The sequence below is a fragment of the Microbacterium sp. NPDC056052 genome (assembly GCF_042266785.1).
In the GTDB taxonomy this organism is placed as follows: domain Bacteria; phylum Actinomycetota; class Actinomycetes; order Actinomycetales; family Microbacteriaceae; genus Microbacterium.
The window spans coordinates 275,728-292,711 of the sequence record NZ_JBHJWV010000007.1 but is presented as its reverse complement, the minus strand read 5'-3'; the positions used below and the strand labels follow the sequence as shown (position 1 = coordinate 292,711).

Here is a 16,984-nt window from a genome sequence, read left to right as displayed (position 1 = left end):
GCTCTGCAACTCCTCGAACAACGCGAAGAAGGCTGCCTTCTCCTCGACCGTGTACCTCTGCCGACTTCGACGCTCGTCCATAGTGGTCGTCACAACTCCCTGGAAGATCAGGTGTTGCGACGACCACTAGAACTCAAGGGGGGAGCGGGGCGGTTCTGCCATTTAGTGGCTGTTTGAACGACCAATTACGCGCGAGGAGGGGGTGCGCCCACGTATGCAGAGAGGTCTGTGGTGCCCCACCTTAAGCCGCTGTAGTGCGCGGCCTGGCGGCGGTCCGTCGCGGACGTGTAGAGGCCATGTTGGAAATGGCCCATTTTGCCTCCGTTCGCGAATCCGGAGAGGTTGTAACCATATCCGGGCTTGTCTGTGATCCACTGCCGCCCGTCGCGCCATGCTGAGACGGTGCCACCGCCTGTTTGCGAGTGGCGGATCTTGAAGAGCATGTGGGTCCAGGTGCCGAACGCGAGTTCGACCGGGTCCGTGGACACCTTGGTGATCATCGAGTTCGGCCCCGTGGCCGGCACGGGCGACGGATTCGGCAGGGGGAACAGAAGAGAGCGTTGCACGAGAGACAGAGTCGCAGCGGTGGGGGATACGCCGCGCATGTCGAATCCGAAGTTGAGGGGCGGCGGGACGTGCTGGCCGCCTGCGTTGTTCGCCCCTTCGGGGCAGTGCATCTGCCCGAACACGTACCAGCCGCCGGCCTGCGGCGTGATCGCCTGTCGTTCGACCATGAGCCAGTATGAGATCCACACGTCCTGTTCGTCAGGGATCCAGTCGGTTCCCTCGACCCCGCCGTTCCCGGTGTCGACCATGAGCTCAGCGCGGTGGGCGGTTTCCGGCGCGTAGCCGGGCGCGTGGTTCGAGGTTGTGTCGGCGTTGGAACGATCCCCGGCACGGAACTCGAACCGCTCGGCGTTCCGGTTCCGTGCCCGCATGTACGCGTACGGAACGGGACTGTTTCCTCCTTGTTCGGCAGGTAGGGCCCCCACTCCGTCGGAGGCCCACCCTCCTTCGGGTTGCGATGCGATGAAACGGCGCGTGACGTCAGCTGCAGCTACGTTGCCTTCATTCACGTACAAGTACCGGTTCCCAGTCCGCGCGCGTTCATACTCCACCGGGTCGAGCGCGTCGGCTGCATCAGACTTCTGGGTCGAGGTGAGACCTGTCTTGAATACGTATACACCGGTGATGGCCTGGCTTCCCACGTCCGGCATCGGTATCTGCAGCAGCCCCTGAGATGACGTCAGCGCCAGCCATCGCCCAGTCGGCTCACCTGCAACGAACACATCGTAAGCTCCATCTGGGGCACCGGTCAGGGGGACAGAAACCGCAACGCTGCGCCGTGTACCAGCGAACCACGAGGTCCGATCTCGTCCTCCGGCCGCTTCCTGCATCTGAAACTCAGAGAGCTTCAGGGTGACGGTCGTCGTCGCGGAGGTAACGGTGCTCGAAAAGTACAGGTCCGCGAACATCCAAGCATGCTGGGTTGCCGTCACCGTCGTCTGGACCAAATGCCGAACGGGGACCCCCGTCGTCCCGGCAAAGAGCGGGCGCAGTGTGTTGGATGGTGTGCCGGCCGTTCCGCCCTGCTCGCCTTTCTGCAGCTCCGGGAACTCGTAAAGCCACGCGCCTGCCGGGTCGGTCACCTCCAGCACCTCAGTGACGAACGATCCAACGATCGAACCGCTGATCCCGAAGGCCTGATATCCGGCCGAAGGAATGAACGTCAGCCGTCCACGCCCGGTTGAGTTGCCTGCTGGGCGTGTAACACGGACGGTCAGGGTCCCATCGCCAGGGGCATCCAGGATCTCGTAGATCCAGCCCGACGGCAGGTAGTAGTTCATCCCAGTCGGGAAGACTCCGCCCGAGCCGATCACCCCTTTGACCCCACCGAACAAGAGTGCGTTTGCATACAGATTCGTCGCACCCCGCTCATAGATCATGTGCCCAGCACTATCCAGCCGCGCGGTTCGATCAGTAAGGATCGCGAAAGTCGGAGAGATCGGGAGCGGTTCGGTCACCCCACCGACAAAAGCACCCCCCGCCACCAAAGCCGCCACAGCCTCCGGCGATAGCTCATTCATAGATTCCCCTTCAGATGAGAGCCAAGCCCCATGGCTCGGAACGCTTCAATAATGACTTCGGCTACCGACACCAGCTTTTCCGCGCATTTCGCTCGACGGTCGGCGTGATCGAGTACGACCCGTGCCATTCCTTCCACCACGCCCGCGCCGGCGACGATATCCTGGATCAGCTCGTCGGCCTTAGCATCCATCGCGAATCGTCCGCACATGGTGGCGAGCCTGCGCCGCTGCAAGCGTGAGGAAATCCGCCCCCGCTTCTTTCGGCGAGAGGCGGGGACAGTGTTGTGGTGCCGGGTAGCCGCAGCGATCTTCGTCTCTAGTGGGTCTATGCGCGTGGTGGGGGATCTGCGACATATGCCGAGAGATCTGTGCTTCCCCATTGCACGCTGGCGTATTCAGCAATGCCGTGTGCGTTGTCCCCGGCATAGATGCCGTGCTGGAAGAGGTTCCCGGTTGTGACGTTGTAGCCGCAGGGAGCGATAGTCGTACCTTCGGGAAGCCCGGATGATCCGCCATTCCCGGAAGCCTTGATCCCGTCGATCCATGCTTCGGCCGTGCCGGTGCCGTCCGACTTGTCGAGCACCTTCATGAGGACGTGATGCCATTGACGGTCCAGGAGGGACACCCCGTCGCGGCTCTGAAGAATGCGAAGCGCTTTCGTCGAGATCGGTGGTTTTGACGTTGACGCGGACGGCATGGCGGTCAGGCAGACACGTGCATCGAACGTGAGGTCTCCGTTCCCCATCATCCCAAGCGAAAAGATGGGCTCAAGGAACCCTCGGCCGTTGTTGTAGCTCGCTTGAAACGACTGATGCCACTGGCCCAAGATGCGCCAGGTTGCAGGCGTTTCGCCCGTGTAGCGGAGCCAGTATGACACCCAGTGAGTTGATTCTTTGGGGAGGCACAACGCGTCGTATGCTGCGGCACCGCCGTAGGGGTAGATCTCGGTGTGTGCTGATGCCGAAAAGACTTCGTTGGGGCGCATCTCGAAGCGTTTCTGGTCTCGGTTGGTTGCGACCATGAGCGAGTGCCCCGGTCCGGGGCCAGATGTTGTCTGCGCACCGGTCGTGAGGTACTCATCGGTGACAGATTCGAAGAATCCGAGCATCTCCGTGCGGTTCGCTCCGGGAGCGACGACACGGCGTACTCCGGCAAGGCGCGTGTACTCCATGTATTCCGTTGGATCAAGCGCGTCCAGGGCGTCACCAACTTCTGCCGCGGTGAGCTTGGTATCGAACACTGCGCATGCTCGAACGGCCTCGTCATCCTGCGCGACGATCGTGACGGCCCCGTTGGTAACAGTCTTCTGCTCCCAACGCGCGCACGGTGATGCCGCGAGCAGGACCCACACGGGCGTACCGTTCGGTCGCCGCACTGAGATGGTCAGATCGTTGGTCTCACGCGCCCGCGCGGTCCATCCGGTGACCGTCTCGCCTGTTTCGACTTGAAACTCTGACAAACGCAGGATCGCATACGTCGCCGCAGTCCCCGCCTGCGCCTCCACGGTCAGTCTCGATGTCACATACTGGGTGGCAGTGAGCGTGTGTCGACCATGCCATCGGGTCTCTGATCCGCTCCAACGGATCGGGACGTTGATTGCCGCACCAGGGTTATCGGCGGTCCAGGTCGTTGAACCACCTTCTTGCACAAATCCAGTGGCGTATGCGGCCGCGAGAGCAGGCCCGGACTGCACCGTTAGGGGATAGTCGTCCGCCGACAGCAGCTCGATCCGATAAGACATCGATACTGTGCCAGCGACCCCGAGTGCCGCGGGCGTAGCGGATGGAAGCAGCGCAATCTGCACGCGCCCTTGCACCGCCCCAGCCGCGCGCTCCACCAGCAGCGTCACTGAGCCGGTCGCAGCATCAAGGACGCGCACTGACCAGCCTGGAGCGTTGGACGTTACCCACCCGCTCGGCAAAGCCCCGCCTGCACCAACGGGGCCCACGAGAGCGCCGGTTAGAAGTGCATTCGCGTACAGGTTGGTTACGGCACGCGTCAGGTGGGGGTAGCCCTCACCTACCGGAGCTGGGCGTCGAAACGCAGCTGCTGAACCGGCGACTATCGGGACAAATTCGGGTCCCCTGAATCGTCCGCCTGAGATCATCTCCGTAGTCATCTATTCCCCCATTTCGATCGCGAGTCTGTCGCGTTTTCGATGACGGTTGGCCCTAACCCTCCGCCGGTGCAGAACAGTGTCCCGCACCTGGCCGCCACCCTACGCCCGACGACCGACAGGCGGCGCGGGGCGCGTGCCCAACGCGATCAGAACCCGTCGCGCACGACCGAAGCCGAGATCTTCGGCCTGTCTTCAGCGTCGTTCCAGGCCGGCTACGAGATCGGTATCGACGGCGCTAGCATCTGGCCCGCTGACGCTATTGCGCCGAGGGGGAAACACCAATCGGATCAGGAAGTCCGACGCGATCAGCGCAGATGGTCTCCACGACATCCACATCCCGATGGTGGTCCCGATGGCAATCCCCTCAAATCGAGAAGACGACTCGCGCTTCTTCATCTCCGGGTATCCACGCGGTCCGACCCCGACACGGGGAGTCAGAGCCACGCGGTCTCACGGTTCTCGAGGCGCTGCACCCGCTGTACGGGTGGCGCTTCCAAGGGGCGACGACGCCGGCGACTCGTCCGTCTTCGATCTGTTCAAGGGTGAGGACGGCTGGCACGTGGAACACACGTACGCCTAGCGATCAGAGATGTCAGGCCCGTCGAACTCGGCGGCATGACGACCTCGGTCGACCGCGGGGGTGCAGGATGCCGTGCTCAGAGCAGACGAGCGCGCCGGTGTCGTCGCGGAGGAGCAGCACCCCGCTGGGAGGGCACTGACACGGCACCTGAGGGGGCCCGGGGCCGCGTTCATCGCGGGCCCGGGCCCCCTCTGCATTCTCGCGGGGTCAGCCGGCGTCGACCTCTGCGGCGACATCGAGGATCCAGGTCACGCCGAAGGCGTCGGTCAGCATGCCGAAGCCGGGGCTCCACGCCGAGGCGGCCAAAGGCTCGATGACCGACGCACCCACAGAGAGCTTGTCCCAATAGCCCTGCGCCTCCGCCAGCGCCGTGCTGCGCACGGAGACGAAGAACGGCTGGTCCGTGAGGGTGACGCCGTTCTCGCGTCGGGTCGAGCCGCCGGGGGAGGACGTGGCGGAGGCGCCAGGGACGTCATAGGCCATCACCCGGAAGCCGTCGTCGGACTCGAGCTGCCCGAACACGACCTTGTCGGACCCCGGGGCGTCCTCCGGCATTCCGAAGTCGCCGTACGTGGCGATGCTGACCTGGCCGCCGAAGACGGTCCGGTAGAACTCCAGTGCCGTGCGTGCGTCGCCGCGGAAGTTGAGGTGAGTGGTCGTCGTGATGCTCATGAGTGCTCCTTGATGAGACGGTGTCCGAGCTGCTCCCGGACTCGATCCAGCCTCACAGCCGTATAGGTCAGTTCTTGTCCTAGTCGGAAAGTAGTCTTCACACATGGCCGCCCCGACCCCACGACTGCTCACGCTGCTGTCGCTTCTGCAGACCAGGCGCGACTGGCCGGGCTCGACGCTGGCCGAACGTCTGGAAGTCAGCCATCGCACGGTCCGTCGCGACATCGAACGGCTCCGGGAGATGGGATATCGCATCCAGGCGACGATGGGCCCGGACGGCGGGTATCGCCTGGAGGCCGGCACCGAGCTCCCGCCGCTGCTGTTCGACGACGAGCAGGTCGTCGCACTCGCCGTGGCGCTGCAATCGGCGACGGCCTCGGGTGCCGGCATCGAGGAGCCTTCGCTGCGCGCGCTCACCACGATCCGTCAGGTGATGCCTTCGCGTCTTCGGCACCGACTCGATGCGCTCACCTTCACCACGGTCCCGTCGCGTCCCGGCGACGAAGCCCAGGATCCGGTCTCGCCAGACGTGCTGATCGCACTGTCCGCCGCGGTACGCGCCCGCGAGGTGCTCCGCTTCGACTACAGGAGCCCCGCCCCTCATGCGGACGACGACCTGCTGCCCCCTCGACGGGTGGAGCCGCAGCACCTCGTGACCGCGCAGGGGCGCTGGTACCTCGTGGCCTGGGATCTGGACAGGGGCGAGTGGCGGCTCTTCCGCGCCGATCGCATCACGCCGCGTACGCCGACGGGACCGCGGTTCACGCCCCGGGAGGTGCCGGGCGGCGATGTCGCCGCGTACGTCTCGGCTCGGTTCAAAGGTTCTGCCCTGATCGACCGCTGGCCGTGCTCCGGTGAGGTCGTCCTGTCGCTGCCTGCCCGGGACGTGCTGCCGTTCGCCGGAGACGGGATCGTCGAGGATCTGGGCCCCACGCGCTGCTCCCTTGAGATCGGATCCTGGTCCTGGGTCGCGCTCGCCGCCTCCCTGAACCGCTTCGACACCGACATCGAGGTCGTTCGCCCGCCCGAGCTCGCGCAGGCGTTCGGCGTCCTGGCTGCCCGGAATGCGGCGACGGCCGGGGGAGGACACCATCCGGTTTCAGCCGACGCGAAGGCGGACCCTGGTAGCGTCGCGTGACGGCCGGCGAGGGGAGAAACGTGGCGGACGATCCCACGCTCGGTCTGACGCTGAGCGGCGGCGGTGCCTATGGCGCCGCTCAGGCCGGCGTGCTGCAGGTGCTCGCGGAGCGCGGCATCCGCCCTGGGATCGTCGCCGGGACGAGTGCCGGCGGCCTCCTCGGCGCCGCGTACGCGGCCGGATTCGAGGCCGATGAGATCGAGCGCGCGGTGCGCGGGTTCCGCTGGGGCGCGATCGCCCGCTGGTCCCTGCGCCCGCGCTGGGGTCTGCTCGACACGCACGCGGTGACCGACGCGATCCGCCGCATCCTCGGTCACGATCCCCTCATCGAGGATCTGCCACGGCGTTTCGGCGCCTACGCGACGGATCTGCGCGCGCGCCGCGGCGTGATCCTCGACCGCGGACCCCTCAGCGCCGCCCTTCGTGCCACCATCGCCGTGCCAGGGGTGCTGCCGCCGGTCCGCCGAGACGGCGCCCTGCTCGCGGACGGCGGGATGATCGACAACGTCCCGGACTCCGTGACCCGGGCACTCGGCGCGGAGCGCACGATCGTCGTGCGGCTGCATGCCAAGTGGGAGAACGTGCGCATGATGCGCACCGTCACCGCGACCGCGGACCTCGTCGCCGACCCGACCGTGATCCTCATCCAGCCGGAGATGGAGCGCATGGCGCAGTGGGTGATGAAGGACGTCCCTCGGCTCATTGCCGAGGGCCGCCGGGCCGCCGAGGAGGCTCTGGATGCCGCGCGCCGCGACGGCCATCTGCTGTCGGCCCGGGCTCCATCGGGACTAGGAGCGATCGCGCTTCCAGGCTGTGTACCCGCCCCTGACGTTCATCGCGGTGTACCCGGCGGCGGCGAGCTGCTCGGCAGCACGCGGTGAGGCCAGGCAATACGGGCCTTCGCAGTAGGCGACCACAGGGGAGTGCGGGGAGAGCTCGGCCATGCGGTCCGCGAGCTCCGGCAGCGGAATCGAGACGGCCCCCTCGATGTGTCCGCGGTGGAACTCATCCTCGCTGCGCACATCCACGACGGTGACGGCGCCGTCCGCGATGAGGGCGATGAGCTCGGCGACGCTGACGGGGTTGACCCACGGATGGCCGGCGAAATGGGAGGAGAGCTCGTCGCGGACGCGGGCGACGTGTTCCTGGCTGAACGCCTCCAGGTGGGCGATGAGCGCGCCGACAGCCGGAGGAACCGAATAGATCACGCGTGTGCCCGCGCGACGACTCACCACAAGCTGAGACGCTCGGAGGATCTGGAGCTGAGCGGAGGTGTTCTTCAGCGGGACGCCGGCGAACTCGGCGAGGTCCTCCACCGTGCGCTCTCCCTGTTGCAGCGCGTCCAGGAGCCGGAGGCGGATCGCGTTGCCGACCGCCTTGCCGACCTCGGCCAGGGCCTCGTAGACGGGACGCTCGGCAAAAGAGGCGAAGGTCACCAGTTCGTCAGAGCCTTCCGCATGCATGCTTCCAAGGGTATCCAGAGAAGCGGGCGAGCGGCCGGGGCTGGACCTGACGTCGACCGGGCGCAAGCGGATCACGATGTGCTCTCGGAAGCGGCGGATGTGCTCTCGGAGATGAGGCCGGACATCGTCGCGGAGCGACCTCGCCGGATGGTGCTGGCGGTGAGCACGGCGCCGAGCAGGACGATGGAGGCCATGACGAACGCCAGCGTGCGGGATGCGAATGCGTCGCCGGAAGAGATGCTGAAATTGACGGCGAACCCGGTCACTGCGGCCCCGAACGCGGTGCTGATCAACTGCACGGAGTTCGCGCCGGCGGATGCCTGCATGGCCTCCTCGGGATCATCCGTGCTGGACATGGCCGCGGTCACGTTGTGCACGAATGCGATGCCGATTCCGAGTCCGGCGAGGAAGAGCACGACGTACCACCAGATGATGACGGCGATCGTGGGGGAGGCCACCTGGAGCAGTCCGTACACGGCCAGGCCGATGCCCAGCACGACGGGTCCGACGATGCGGGCAGAGGCCTTCAGCCGCGGGCGCTCGATGGATGAGCTCAGGATGCCTCCGAGGCTCCATCCCCAGGACAGGACGGCGCCGAGAAGGCCGGCCCACAGCGGGGAGAGATCGCCGAGCGCTTGCCCGAAGAAGGGGATGTAGGTCTCGATCGTGGATCCGATCACCAGCAGAGCAAGGCCGATGTAGACCCACTTGAGCGCCGAGCCGCGGGCGTAGGTGAACTGCGGCAGGACACCCTCGCGGGCTCGGCGATCGGTGAGTACGAAGGGGACGAGCGCGAGCAGCCCGATATCGAACAGCGACCAGCTCACCCATCGCACCTCGACGATCGAGCCCGCGCTGACGGATGCGACGGACAGGGTGAGGAAGATCAAGGATCCGAGCGGGATCCGTCCCGTGGGGTTGCGCCGATCACGGGTCGGCAGCGAACGATACGCGAGGAGCAGGAGGAGCAGGCACAAGACGACGAGCAGCCAGAATGCGGCCCGCCAGGCGTCGAGCTGGGCGAAGAGGCCCCCCAGCAGCGGGCCGACGATGTTGCCCACGCCCCACATCGCCGACACCAGTCCGATCGCCCTGCTACGCAGGTTCTCGGGCATCGCCAACCGAACCATCGAGAAGCCGAGTCCCGTGATGAGGCCGCCGCCGAGCCCTTGGAGCACCCTCCCGAGGAGGAAGACCGTCATCGTCGGCGCCAGGGCCGCTACGGCGCTGCCGACCGCGAACGCGGACAGGGCGATGGCGTAGGCGCCGAAGGGGCCCAGACGATCGATCGCGCGGCGGACGAACATCGACGTGATCACCGAGGCGATCAGGAACCCCGACATGGCCAACGCGAAGTACTGCTCGCCGCCGATCTCGCGGACGGCGCTGGGGAGGAGGGTGGTGGTCAGATAGACGTTCGTCGCATAGACGGCCACGCCCCCTGCGAGCACGATGGCCACGCCGCGATGGGGGCGGGCGAAGAGGGCGGACCAGGTCGCCTTGGTCTCAGGCGGAATCGCAGAAGTCATGAACTAAGAATCTAAAGATATTTAGAATATGTCAAGTCGATTCGGTCCTGTTCCCCCGCGAGCGGGCCCCGACGGGGCATCGCTCCATCGCGGAGGTTGCGGGATCGGCGTTCTCATGCCTCGAAGGGTCCGCCAGTAAGGGCCGGTCAGGAGGCCAAATCTCGGCACGGAAGTCAAAGTTGATCTTGAACGATTCGTCCTCCAGGGTTGACGCGGACGAGGGAGCACGCGCCATGAACACAGAGCCTGACAAGAGGAACACCGTCTCTGCCAAGGCGGAGCAGATCGACGTCGAGCAGCGCATGGTCGAGGTGATGTACGCGCGTCTGGATGCGGAGACAGCCGCCGGCGTCGCGGCACGCGAGGAGCTCATGGCTTCGCCGGTCGACGGGGCGGAGACACGCCGGGCGAAAGACGCCGCGCTGTCCCGATGGGCGACAGATCTCGGCCGGCTTCGACTCGCCGAGCGGTCTCTGTGCTTCGGACGCATCGACAGCACGGGTGGCGAGTCGCTGCATGTCGGCCGCATCGGGCTGCGCTCCGCGTCCGGCGAGATCCTTCTCGTGGATTGGCGGGCGGAGGCCGCACGCCCCTTCTACGCGGCCACGATGGTCGCGCCGCTGGGGCTGCGGCGCCGCCGGCATCTGCGTGTCGAAGCCCGTCGAGTCATCGACGTCACCGACGAGATCCTCGACGAGACCGCCCCTACCGCCGCGGACGTCGTCGGCGACGGTCCGCTCGCGTCAGCCTTGAGCGGGGCGCGGACGGGGCGCATGCGTGAAGCCGCCTCGACGCTGCAACGAGAACAGGATGAGATCGTCCGATCCGAGCACCGAGGTGTGATGGTCGTTGATGGCGGCCCCGGAACTGGCAAGACGATCGTCGCGCTCCACCGGGCGGCGTACGTGCTGTACGCGTTTCCCGCGATCGCCCGACGTGGAGTGCTCGTCCACGGTCCCAACAAGCGCTTCTTGGCGTACATCTCCGACGTGCTGCCGTCGCTCGGGGAGAACGATGTCGAGCTGGCGACGGCATCGGATCTCGTCGGCGTCGTGGCGACCAGAACCGAGCCGGAAGCCGTGGCCCGTGCAAAAGGACGACACCGGATGGCCGAAGCGATCGCGCATCGGGTGCGAGAGCGGCAGCCGCACGATGTGCCGCTGCCGCTCAGCACCGCGCTCGGTCGGGTTGTGCTGGACGCCTCCCGTGTCGATGCCGCGCGACGCGGCGCTCTTCAAGGCGGTGTCGGTCACAACCGCGGCCGGGCCCTCTTCGTCGAGCATGTCGTCGAAGAACTGGTCAACGACCTGGAGCAGCAGACGGCGAAGGAGATGTCGGATTTCGAAGACGAGCTCAAGGAGGTGAACGGCATCGACCTCGACCGGATGTTCGCACGGCGCGCCGGAGATCCCGCCCCGGACGAACTCGATTCGGCCGACGAGTCGGGCATCGACTGGGATCGCATCCGCGAGGATCTCCTCGACGACTCTGGTGTCGACAGGATCATCGACGAGTTCTGGCCGAGGCTCCGCGCGGAGGACGTCCTGCGCGACCTGCTCGCGAACAGCGACACGCTCGCCCAGGCCTGTCCCGAGCTCACCGAGGAGCAGATCGCCTCGACCGTCGCAGGCGTCGAGGCCGGGTGGAGCAGCGCCGACCTCCCGCTGTGGGACGAAGCGCGTGCTCTCGTCGACGGGCTCCCTGAGACGATCTATGGGCACGTCGTCATCGACGAGGCTCAGCAGCTCTCCGAGATGGACTGGCGGATGCTGATGCGCCGCTGTCCGAACCGCTCGATGACCATCGTCGGGGATCCTGCACAAGCCGGACCGACGACCACGATCACGGGCTGGGACGACGCGCTGCGACCTTTCGTCGCCGACCGATACGTCCAGCACACGCTCACAGTGAACTACCGCACGACCGCCGAGATCCTGGAAGCGGCGGCCCCCGTTCTGGCCCGCATCGCCCCATCGCAGCACCTCTCGCGCTCGATCCGCCACGGCGAGCCGCCGACCCGCATCACGATTGCCGGCGGTGATCTCGATGCCGCCATCGGTGACCTCATCGCCCGACTCCGGAACGACGACCCGGACGGGCTCATCGGCGTCATCGCTGCGTCCCGGCACGCACGCAGGATCGAGCGCGAGTCCTTCGCAGACGAGACAGCAGTCGTCGCGGCCGCGGATGCGCGAGGCCTGGAATTCGACACCGTGGTCCTCATCGAACCGGACGAGATCCAGGCCGAAAGCGATGCCGGCCTCCGAGACCTCTACGTCGCACAGACGCGAGCGACCAAGCGGCTCTTCATCGTCACGATCGCCCCCGCCGGCGCGTCCGGGGCTCCGGAATGAACACCGGCGAGAACGCTCCTCCCGCAGGGCGTTTTCGAGGTGGATGCACAGGCGTCCCATGCCCTTCCACGCATATGGAAGCGCGTAGCGTGAGAGCCAGCGATCGGCGTCCGCCCTTGGCTCCAGCTCCGGCCTCCGCCGGAACCAGGGAAGGCGCTCATCGATGTCATCCGTACAGACTGAAGTCCCCTCGCGTCTCGGCCCCGTCCGACAGACCTACGCCCGCAAGGAGGACTTCCCGCACGTGGCTCGTGCGTTCGTCGAGGTGTCGCGCGTCGTCCGCGAGATGGGGCTGATGCAGCGCACCCCGCGGTTCTACATCCTCGTCGCCGCGGCGATCGCGATCGCGTTCGGCGGAGCCATCACAGGATTCGTGCTCCTGGGGGACAGCTGGTTCCAGCTGCTCATCGCCGGGGTCTTCGGGATCCTCTTCACGCAGGTGGCCTTCCTGGCGCACGAGGCCGCGCATCGGCAGATCCTCGCTTCCGGGCCGGCCAACGACAAACTCGCCCGAGTGCTGGCCGCCGTGGTGGGGATGAGCTATTCGTGGTGGGACTCGAAGCACAGCCGTCATCACGCGAACCCCAACCGCGTCGGCAAGGATCCCGACATCGAGGTCGACACGATCTCGTTCCTCGAGGAAGACGCGGTTCAGGCGCGGGGGCTGCGCCGGATGATCACCCGCAAGCAGGGGTGGCTGTTCTTCCCGCTCCTCACGCTCGAGGGGCTGAACCTGCACTATCTCGGCTTCAAGCACCTCGCGAGCCGTGAGCCGGTGAAGAGCCGGTGGACCGAGATCTGGATGCTGGCCGTGCGCTTCGCCCTCGTGCTGACGCCGATCTTCCTGGTGCTCCCGCTCGGCAAGGCCGCCGCGTTCCTGGGCGTCATGCTCGCGGTCTTCGGCGTGTACATGGGGGCGTCCTTCGCTCCCAACCACAAGGGCATGGCCGTGATCGCTCCGGACGCACGTCTCGACTTCTTCTCCAAGCAGGTGTACACCTCGCGCAACATCCGTGGAGGATGGTGGGCCACCTGGCTCATGGGCGGCCTGAACTATCAGGTCGAGCACCATCTCTTCCCGAACATGTCCCGGATGCACCTCGCCCGCGCGAGTGAGATCGTCCGGGAGTTCTGCGCCACACACGACGTCCCTTACACGGAGACGTCCCTCGCGCGGTCGTACGCGATCGTCATCGACTACCTCAACCGGGTCGGCCTCGCCGCGCGGGATCCGTTCGACTGCCCCATGGTCGGACAGTACCGACGAGCCTGATCCCGGCGTCTCGGCCCGATCGCGGCGGTCGCCGCCGCGCGGTCCGGCGTCTTCGCGGAACGACGCTCAGGCGAGATCCGCGAAGAGCGCCATCGTCTCCGCGCCCATCTCGACCTGGGTGAGGATCACTCGGAACGAGCCGTCCAGGTCGACGTACATGTCGGTGCCGAGCCCTCCGGACCACCCGTAGCGGCCCTGGTGGGGACCGGCCGTCTGCACGGCGACGCCGTACCCCCAGCCCATGCCGTCCCAGAAACCGGGAAAGAAGCTATCGGGTGTCTTGAGACGTGCGGGAATCCGATCGGTCCGCATCTGCTCGAGCAGCGCCGGCTGCACGATGACCCGGTCGCCCGCTCGGCCGCCGGAGGCCAGCATCCGAGCGAACGCCGCGTAGTCCGATGCCGTCGAGACCAGCTCGGCGTGACTCAGGTCGAACGGCGCAGGGGCCAGGTAGAAGCCGTCTCCGGCGGGTTCCATCTCGATGAGGGCACCGGTGCCGTCATGGCGGTAGGCGGCCGGGAGGCGATGCGCGTCCTGTCGGGGGACGGAGTGCCCCGTGTCGGTCATGCCGAGCGGGTCGAAGATCTCGTCGGCGAGGAGACCGGCCAGGGGACGGTCCGCGATGCGACCGAGGAGGATCCCCAGGATCCCGAAGGAGTGGTGGTACCGCCACCCCGCCCCGGGCTGGAACATCAGCGGGAGATCGGCGAGGGCGTCGAGCCAGTCCTGTGCGCCGAGTTCGACAGGATCCTGACCTGCCTGGGTGCGGTTCTGCACCATCGCGTCCTGCAGCGGTCCCGGCGCGGTCGTCATGCCGTAGCCGGAGGTGTTCATGAGCAGATGCCGGACCGTGATGGGCGATTCCGCGGGGACGACGTCGTCGAGCGCCGACTGCGGAGTGCGCAGGACCCGGCGATCGGCGAGTTCCGGCAGCCACTGCTGCACCGGCGCGTCCAGGTCGAGCCGCCCGTCCTGCACCATGCGGAGAGTCGCGACGGCCAGCACCGGCTTCGTCATCGACTGGATGCGCACGATCGCGTCGGATGCGAGGCTCCCGGAGGAGAGGACTTCGAGGCGTCCCGCCGCATCGCCGTCGGCGACCACGATTCCGGGAGCGGTGCCGTTCTCCACGTGCCTGTCGAGGATCTCCTGCAACTCCGTCGTCATCGTCCGGCTCCTTCACGTCCGCAGGCGTCGTGGTACGGGGTAGTCCCGGACCACTCTATGCGGAGGCTCGGCGCGAAGCCCGCAGCGACCGGTTGTCAAGCCCAGGGAGTTCCTCGAAATCCGGCCTGGCGTCGCTTCGTGCGGCATCCCGCTACCGAACGGAGACGCTCCTCATGGGCGTCGGAACGGAACGGGCATCGTCGTCTTCGCCGGGGCGGTGGTCCTCCTGCTGAGCCTGATCCTGCTGCTCGTGCGGCGCGGTCGTCGCACCGGTCCGACGACCGACGAGGATCTGCTCTGACCGCTCCCCGACGTCAGCGGCGCTGCTCGCGGTAGTAGGCGAGCAGTGCACGGGTCGAGGGATCCTGCGCGGCGATCGCATCCTGATCGCCCTCGATCGCGGGCGCGATCTGCAGGGCGAGCTGCTTGCCGAGCTCGACCCCCCACTGGTCGAACGAGTTGATCCCCCAGATCGCGCCCTGCGTGAACGTGATGTGCTCGTACAGGGCGATCAGCTGGCCGAGCACGGCCGGCGTCAGCGCAGGGGCGAAGATCGAGGTGGTCGGGCGGTTGCCGGCGAAGGTCCTCGCGGCCACGAGCGCGCCGGTCGTGCCTTCGGCCTCGACCTCCTCGGCGGTCTTGCCGAACGCGAGCGCCTTGGTCTGCGCGAGGAAGTTCGCGAGGAACAGGCCGTGGACGTCGCGACCGTCGTCGGCGAGCGGGTAGGCGGGGTTGGCGACGGCGATGAAGTCGGCCGGGATCAGACGGGTTCCCTGGTGGATCAGCTGGTAGAACGCGTGCTGGCCGTTCGTGCCGGGCTCGCCCCAGAACACCTCGCCGGTGTCGGTCGTCACGGGCGACCCGTCCCAGCGCACGGACTTGCCGTTCGACTCCATCGTGAGCTGCTGCAGGTAGGCGGGGAACCGGCTCAGCTGCTGGGCGTAGGGGAGCACCGCGTGCGACTGCGCCCCGAGGAAGTTCGTGTACCAGACGTTGAGCAGACCCATCAGCACCGGGACGTTGCGGTCCAGGGGTGTGGTGCGCACGTGCTCGTCGACGGCGTGGAATCCGGCGAGCAGCTCGCGGAACGCGTCAGGGCCGAGCACGATCGCCAGGGACAGCCCGATCGCGCTGTCGACCGAGTACCGGCCGCCGACCCAGTCCCAGAACCCGAAGGCGTTGGCCGGGTCGATGCCGAATGCCGCCACCTTGTCGAGCGCGGTGGAGACCGCGACGAAGTGGTGCGCGACCGCGGCGCTGCGGGCCTCGTCGCTCGCGACATCGACACCGGCGGCGGCGAGGTGCTCCCAGAGCCAGTCGCGGGCGAGACGCGCGTTGGTCAGGGTCTCGAGCGTGGTGAAGGTCTTCGAGGCGACGACGAACAGCGTGGTCTCGGGATCCAGATCCGCGGTCTTCTGCGCGATGTCGGTCGGATCGATGTTGGAGACGAAGCGGGCCTGGGTCCCGGCATCGGCATAGGGCTTGAGCGCCTCGTAGACCATGACCGGGCCGAGATCGGATCCGCCGATCCCGATGTTCACCACGTGCGTGACCTTCTTGCCGGTCACGCCCTGCCAGTCGCCGGAGCGCACGCGGTCGGCGAAGGTGCTCAGCGCGTCCAGGACCGCGTGCACGTCGTGGTCCACATCCTGGCCGTCCACGACCAGCGCGGGGGAGGAGTCCGCGGGGCGGCGAAGGGCCGTGTGCAGCACGGCGCGGTCCTCCGTGGTGTTGATGTGCTCTCCGGCCAGCATCGCGGCGAATCGCTCCGCGACGCCGGTCTGCTCGGCGAGACGCACCAGGGCTCTGCGGATCTCCGCCGTCACGAGGTTCTTGGACAGGTCGACCCGGAGGTCGGCGAGATCGAACGTCAGGCCCTCCACGCGCGCAGGATCGGCGGCGAACCAGCCGCGCAGATCGGGCGAGAACGACTCCCGCAGAGCGGTGAGATCGGTCCAGGCGGGCGTCGTGGTGGCGTCGATCGGGGAGGTCATGGGTCAACGCTAGCGCGGGATGGTCTCCGTGCGCCGATGATGTCCGACCGCCCGTCATGCCGACCGGATGAGTGCGGGGGAGCGAGGTGCGCGCGGCACCCCGCCCCGGCCTCGGATCAGGCCTGACCGCTGCGGTCCGGTAGCTGCTGGAGTGTCCAGGTGTTGCCGTCCGGGTCGTCGAAAGTGACGAAGCGGCCCCAGGCCTGCTCGTCGACCCCCTGCGCGTCCACGCCGACCGCGCGGAGCTGCGCGAGCGCCGCGTCCGCATCGGGCACCACGATCTGCACCATGTTCTGCTGGCCGGGCTGGATGCGGTGCTCGCCCAGCCCCGTCCCGAACGCGATCGAGCACGCGGATCCAGGAGGGGTCATCTGCACGAAGCGCAGGCCCTCGAACGGCGTCTGGTCGTGGTCGGCATGGAAGCCGATCCGCTCGTAGAACTCCTTCGATCGGTCGACGTCCGTGACCGGTACGAAGATGAGCTCGATCTTCCAGTCCATGCTGCACGCTCCTTCGGTGAGAATCCCCTGGCGGTGGATCCGCCGTCCCTCCGGACGTTACGCCGGGCCTCGGACATTCGGGGTGCACCGGTTGACGAGCGTCCGACG

At 67.1% G+C, this 16,984-nt stretch carries 13 protein-coding genes; 4 read left to right on the top strand and 9 right to left on the bottom strand.

What is annotated here, in order from left to right; all coding sequences use genetic code 11:
- Positions 1–185 precede the first annotated feature (185 nt).
- The 4 genes from ACFC1J_RS15195 to ACFC1J_RS15180 all read right to left on the bottom strand — a co-directional run bounded on the left by ACFC1J_RS15195 (position 186) and on the right by ACFC1J_RS15180 (position 5,458).
- Positions 186–2,087, bottom strand: coding sequence for a heparin lyase I family protein (locus tag ACFC1J_RS15195; RefSeq protein WP_375907725.1), 1,902 nt, complete (start codon positions 2,085–2,087; stop codon positions 186–188).
- Positions 2,084–2,278, bottom strand: coding sequence for a hypothetical protein (locus ACFC1J_RS15190; protein WP_375907722.1), 195 nt, complete (start codon positions 2,276–2,278; stop codon positions 2,084–2,086). Before ACFC1J_RS15190 ends, ACFC1J_RS15195 begins: the two co-directional genes overlap by 4 nt.
- Before the next feature lie 134 nt (positions 2,279–2,412).
- A complete protein-coding gene (locus ACFC1J_RS15185; RefSeq protein WP_375907719.1) occupies positions 2,413–3,936 on the bottom strand; it encodes a hypothetical protein in 1,524 nt (507 codons plus the stop codon).
- 1,057 nt (positions 3,937–4,993) lie between these two features.
- On the bottom strand, positions 4,994–5,458 hold the full coding sequence (locus tag ACFC1J_RS15180) for a VOC family protein (protein WP_375907716.1): 465 nt from the start codon (positions 5,456–5,458) through the stop codon (positions 4,994–4,996).
- Positions 5,459–5,561: 103 nt separating this feature from the next.
- On the opposite strand from ACFC1J_RS15180, the gene ACFC1J_RS15175 reads away from it, so the two are divergent.
- Both ACFC1J_RS15175 and ACFC1J_RS15170 read left to right on the top strand, forming a co-directional pair.
- Positions 5,562–6,596, top strand: coding sequence for a helix-turn-helix transcriptional regulator (locus tag ACFC1J_RS15175; RefSeq protein ID WP_375907712.1), 1,035 nt, complete (start codon positions 5,562–5,564; stop codon positions 6,594–6,596).
- Between the two features lie 20 nt (positions 6,597–6,616).
- Entirely contained in the window at positions 6,617–7,477 is an 861-nt protein-coding gene (locus tag ACFC1J_RS15170; RefSeq protein WP_375907709.1) for a patatin-like phospholipase family protein, read from the top strand.
- Here ACFC1J_RS15170 and ACFC1J_RS15165 read toward each other — a convergent pair.
- Positions 7,385–8,059 (bottom strand): ArsR/SmtB family transcription factor, encoded by a 675-nt coding sequence (locus ACFC1J_RS15165; RefSeq protein ID WP_375907706.1) that lies wholly within the window; start codon positions 8,057–8,059, stop codon positions 7,385–7,387. The genes ACFC1J_RS15170 and ACFC1J_RS15165 overlap by 93 nt on opposite strands.
- Before the next feature lie 71 nt (positions 8,060–8,130).
- Positions 8,131–9,588 carry an MFS transporter gene (locus tag ACFC1J_RS15160; RefSeq protein WP_375907703.1) on the bottom strand — a complete coding sequence of 486 codons (1,458 nt, stop codon included), beginning with the start codon at positions 9,586–9,588 and terminating at the stop codon, positions 8,131–8,133.
- Between the two features lie 233 nt (positions 9,589–9,821).
- Here ACFC1J_RS15160 and ACFC1J_RS15155 point away from each other — a divergent pair, with 233 nt between their 5' ends.
- Positions 9,822–11,942, top strand: a complete 2,121-nt coding sequence (locus ACFC1J_RS15155) for a HelD family protein (protein WP_375907701.1) — start codon at positions 9,822–9,824, stop codon at positions 11,940–11,942.
- A 163-nt stretch (positions 11,943–12,105) separates the two neighbouring features.
- Entirely contained in the window at positions 12,106–13,215 is a 1,110-nt protein-coding gene (locus ACFC1J_RS15150; protein WP_375907698.1) for a fatty acid desaturase family protein, read from the top strand.
- Positions 13,216–13,281: 66 nt separating this feature from the next.
- On the opposite strand, the gene ACFC1J_RS15145 is transcribed toward ACFC1J_RS15150, so the two are convergent.
- The 3 genes from ACFC1J_RS15145 to ACFC1J_RS15135 all read right to left on the bottom strand — a co-directional run bounded on the left by ACFC1J_RS15145 (position 13,282) and on the right by ACFC1J_RS15135 (position 16,876).
- Complete coding sequence (locus ACFC1J_RS15145; protein WP_375907695.1) at positions 13,282–14,382, bottom strand: serine hydrolase domain-containing protein; 1,101 nt, start codon at positions 14,380–14,382, stop codon at positions 13,282–13,284.
- A 314-nt stretch (positions 14,383–14,696) separates the two neighbouring features.
- Positions 14,697–16,376, bottom strand: coding sequence for a glucose-6-phosphate isomerase (gene pgi / locus ACFC1J_RS15140; protein WP_375907693.1), 1,680 nt, complete (start codon positions 16,374–16,376; stop codon positions 14,697–14,699).
- Positions 16,377–16,492: 116 nt separating this feature from the next.
- On the bottom strand, positions 16,493–16,876 hold the full coding sequence (locus ACFC1J_RS15135; RefSeq protein ID WP_375907690.1) for a VOC family protein: 384 nt from the start codon (positions 16,874–16,876) through the stop codon (positions 16,493–16,495).
- Between the last annotated feature and the right edge of the window lie 108 nt (positions 16,877–16,984).